This window comes from Candidatus Schmidhempelia bombi str. Bimp (genome assembly GCF_000471645.3).
In the GTDB taxonomy this organism is placed as follows: domain Bacteria; phylum Pseudomonadota; class Gammaproteobacteria; order Enterobacterales; family Orbaceae; genus Utexia; species Utexia bombi.
This window is the reverse complement of the sequence record NZ_AWGA01000096.1, coordinates 1-3,754: the sequence shown is the minus strand read 5'-3', so window position 1 is coordinate 3,754 and position 3,754 is coordinate 1. Positions and strand designations below refer to the sequence as shown.

The window sequence follows — 3,754 nt, the reverse complement described above, 5'->3', positions numbered from 1 at the left end:
TTAGAGAAAAAAGATAAAGAGCGGCAACAAGTTATCAAAGATAGCTGTTCATTAGGAAATGTTGCCAGTTTGGCCTGCCAAGGAGCGCTACAAGAGGCATGGATAACAAAATCGCAGTACGACGATGACTTCAACTATATAATCAAATACAGAGAATTATATCGACATGATGCAGCTGCGTTAAATGAGGCATTAAACGGATTATCTAAGGAGGAAGTCCAACATTTACTGGCAATAGAAGCCATAGCCAAGGAGAGTGGACGTAATGTAACCGAAGTCGCGACACAATATCGCGCTATCATGGACGCCCACGGAATTACGTCTTCACTGGCAGGTACTCATTATGGTATAAAAGGCAATAAAATTGTTAAAAATAAACCAGTTGCTGGCGAAGCAAAAGGAGAAATACAACAATCAGGAAAAGCCTCTGAAACGACAATTAATAAGGCTACTGCTGAAAAAGGAAATAAATCAAGCCAGTTTAGCGAGCATGCCAAAAATGAGCAAGAAATAAAAGCAGAAAAGGGAACGACGAGGCAGATAACTCCGAATTTACCTAAAACAAGAGAGAAGCTCTATGAAGATCTAAAATTTAAAGGATTTACTAGTAATGGGCAATCACAGGGAGGCTACGAAACATGGAAAGGTCCAGATAGTGTCACTGTAACCATCAAGCCAACAGGTGAAGTCATTAGAACACAAAGAGTATGGAAATCAGATAGATCAGGTAAATACTCTGAGCGACAAGATTATTTTGGTAATAGGCTTCCGGATCAATTACATTCAACTGGACATTTTGTGGAGTAAATTATGAAATTTGAAGATGTAATCCTTGGAACTATAAATTTTAGTAATTTTGGTTGTGATCTTATTTTTGATATATGGAGCACTTATGATGGGCATTCTTTGGGAAAAATTCATTGTAAAAATGTGAAGGAATTTGAATGTAAAAATATGCTTGATGGTGATGAGTTATTTGGTTCTTATATCGCACTCGTGAAAATAGAATCAAAAACTTTAATAATGGAGTCTGGAGAAGTGTGGATTAAGGTAATTAGCAATGAAATAACTTCCACTTTGTAGATTAATAATTTCCAGTTAACCAGTAGAAAGTTTGTTTTTAAGTGGCAAGTCTTGAATAGCAAGGCAGGAAAAGGGAAAGATGTTAGTAATTCTACTGTAAAACCAGATGCTAATTTTGCTCCAGATGCAAACCCCAACTTAACTGTTAATATGAATCAACAAAACAAACATATTGTTGGTACTAATTAGCACCACCTCGTCAATCCGGTGAGCTTCCGGCTTTAATTCATGCTCGACCAGTTAAATAAGTAGAGGTATTAATGAGTATTAATTTAAGCAATCCTATCAAGATCATTTTTAATGAGATAGAAATAGATGATTATTTACCGTCAATTAAATTTAAAATTGATATTAATATGAAACAGTTTACTCATCTTTTAGCATACAGTGGAGAAATTTGGATTGATTGTAACGTCTGGGATCGATTCTCTAAAGGGCTTAATGCGGGAGAAAACACTATACTAAATGATATGGATGATACTTTTATCATAGAGATAATAAAAAGTAATGAGTTCATAGAGTTTACATGGTCAATTAAGAAACAAGATCCTGAAGGAAACGTTATGACTGCTGGGTATAGTTGTAAGATTACTGATGATGTTTACTCAGTCATCAGAAATGAATTTATTAATTATCCTAAGTGGTGGTAGATAGTAAGTTCCCCGCCTAACCAGCGGGGTTCTTATTTATTATTTTTTAGCTTTGACTTCAATCCTAATAATCAACAATCCCTGTTGTGCATCAATCACCACCAACTTCCCAGTGATAAAGCCAAAAGCTTGCTATGATGGGTTATATTGCTGAAAGTCAGAAAGGCAATTCATCAAGTGTAATCGAAGTAGCTAATGGAGTCTGGAGAAGTGTGGATTAAGGTAATTAGCAATGAAATAACTTCCACTTTGTAGATTAATAATTTCCAGTTAACCAGTAGAAAGTTTGTTTTTAAGTGGCAAGTCTTGAATAGCAAGGCAGGAAAAGGGAAAGATGTTAGTAATTCTACTGTAAAACCAGATGCTAATTTTGCTCCAGATGCAAACCCCAACTTAACTGTTAATATGAATCAACAAAACAAACATATTGTTGGTACTAATTAGCACCACCTCGTCAATCCGGTGAGCTTCCGGCTTTAATTCATGCTCGACCAGTTAAATAAGTAGAGGTATTAATGAGTATTAATTTAAGCAATCCTATCAAGATCATTTTTAATGAGATAGAAATAGATGATTATTTACCGTCAATTAAATTTAAAATTGATATTAATATGAAACAGTTTACTCATCTTTTAGCATACAGTGGAGAAATTTGGATTGATTGTAACGTCTGGGATCGATTCTCTAAAGGGCTTAATGCGGGAGAAAACACTATACTAAATGATATGGATGATACTTTTATCATAGAGATAATAAAAAGTAATGAGTTCATAGAGTTTACATGGTCAATTAAGAAACAAGATCCTGAAGGAAACGTTATGACTGCTGGGTATAGTTGTAAGATTACTGATGATGTTTACTCAGTCATCAGAAATGAATTTATTAATTATCCTAAGTGGTGGTAGATAGTAAGTTCCCCGCCTAACCAGCGGGGTTCTTATTTATTATTTTTTAGCTTTGACTTCAATCCTAATAATCAACAATCCCTGTTGTGCATCAATCACCACCAACTTCCCAGTGATAAAGCCAAAAGCTTGCTATGATGGGTTATATTGCTGAAAGTCAGAAAGGCAATTCATCAAGTGTAATCGAAGTAGCACACAATATCGAGCTATCATGGCCGCCCACGGAATTACCTCTTCACTGGCAGGTACTCATTATGGTATAAAAGGCAATAAAATTGTTAAAAATAAACCAGTTGCTGGCGAAGCAAAAGGAGAAATACAACAATCAGGAAAAGCCCCTGAAACGACAATTAATAAAGCTACTGCTGAAAAAGGAAATAAATCAAGCCAGTTTGGCGAGCATGCCAAAAATGAGCAAGAAATAAAAGCAGAAAAGGGAACGACGGATACAACAAAACCGACAGTAACAGCTGAACTGGAGGTTAATGGTCATAAGTTTGTAGATACCAATCAAACAGCTAGACCTATAGATAAAGCAAATGCAAATGAATCAACTTTAATTTCTGAGAAAATAAAATCAAAAGAGCAAAAATTGATGGATAAAGGTAAAACAGATAATCTACCGTTGCCAAATAGTAATATGTCTAATGCTCATGCCGAAATAGGTGCAATTCATCAAGCGCATAAAGCAGGAGTTGCTAAAGGAGCAGATTTAAAAATCACTGTAAAAGGAAAAGATGTATGTAATTATTGTCGCTCTGATATTGTTTCAGCGGCAAAAGCTGCCAATGCAAAATCAGTAACGATTCACGCGGTTGATGAAGTAACAAAGTTACCTAAAACTTACTATTGGGAGTCAGGTATGAAAAAACTAAGAGAGGTTAAAAAGAAATGATTAATTTTGAAATAGGTGGATACTATTTTAAAAATGGTGAAAGAATTCAACTTATTCCAATAGAAATGCCAACAATAACTGATCTAAATAATTATTTAGATATATTAAAAATTAATAATGGAAAATTAATATTAAGAAATGATTTAGAAGATGAATTTATGCCTTATGAAATGGTTCTTTATTCAGATAATCATGAAACTTTGATCCATATTTATATGATT

General features: G+C 34.4%; 6 protein-coding genes. All 6 read left to right on the top strand.

Features of this window, described 5'->3' with window-relative positions; translation table 11 throughout:
• Positions 1 to 807, top strand: an 807-nt coding sequence (locus O970_RS10095) for a DUF6862 domain-containing protein (RefSeq protein ID WP_202976381.1), incomplete at its 5' end; no start/stop codon positions are given.
• A 3-nt stretch (positions 808 to 810) separates the two neighbouring features.
• Positions 811 to 1,083 (top strand): hypothetical protein, encoded by a 273-nt coding sequence (locus O970_RS09005; protein ID WP_133459372.1) that lies wholly within the window; start codon positions 811 to 813, stop codon positions 1,081 to 1,083.
• A 260-nt stretch (positions 1,084 to 1,343) separates the two neighbouring features.
• A complete protein-coding gene (locus O970_RS09000) occupies positions 1,344 to 1,733 on the top strand; it encodes a hypothetical protein (RefSeq protein WP_133459371.1) in 390 nt (129 codons plus the stop codon).
• 515 nt (positions 1,734 to 2,248) lie between these two features.
• Positions 2,249 to 2,638 carry a hypothetical protein gene (locus O970_RS08995; protein WP_133459371.1) on the top strand — a complete coding sequence of 130 codons (390 nt, stop codon included), beginning with the start codon at positions 2,249 to 2,251 and terminating at the stop codon, positions 2,636 to 2,638.
• Positions 2,639 to 2,849: 211 nt separating this feature from the next.
• The gene (locus tag O970_RS08990; RefSeq protein WP_133459370.1) at positions 2,850 to 3,533 is read left to right on the top strand and encodes a cytidine deaminase-like fold-containing protein; all 684 of its coding nucleotides are present in this window, start codon (positions 2,850 to 2,852) and stop codon (positions 3,531 to 3,533) included.
• On the top strand, positions 3,530 to 3,754 hold a 225-nt coding region (locus O970_RS08985), incomplete at its 3' end, for a DUF6911 family protein (protein WP_133459369.1). The genes O970_RS08990 and O970_RS08985, both read left to right, overlap by 4 nt.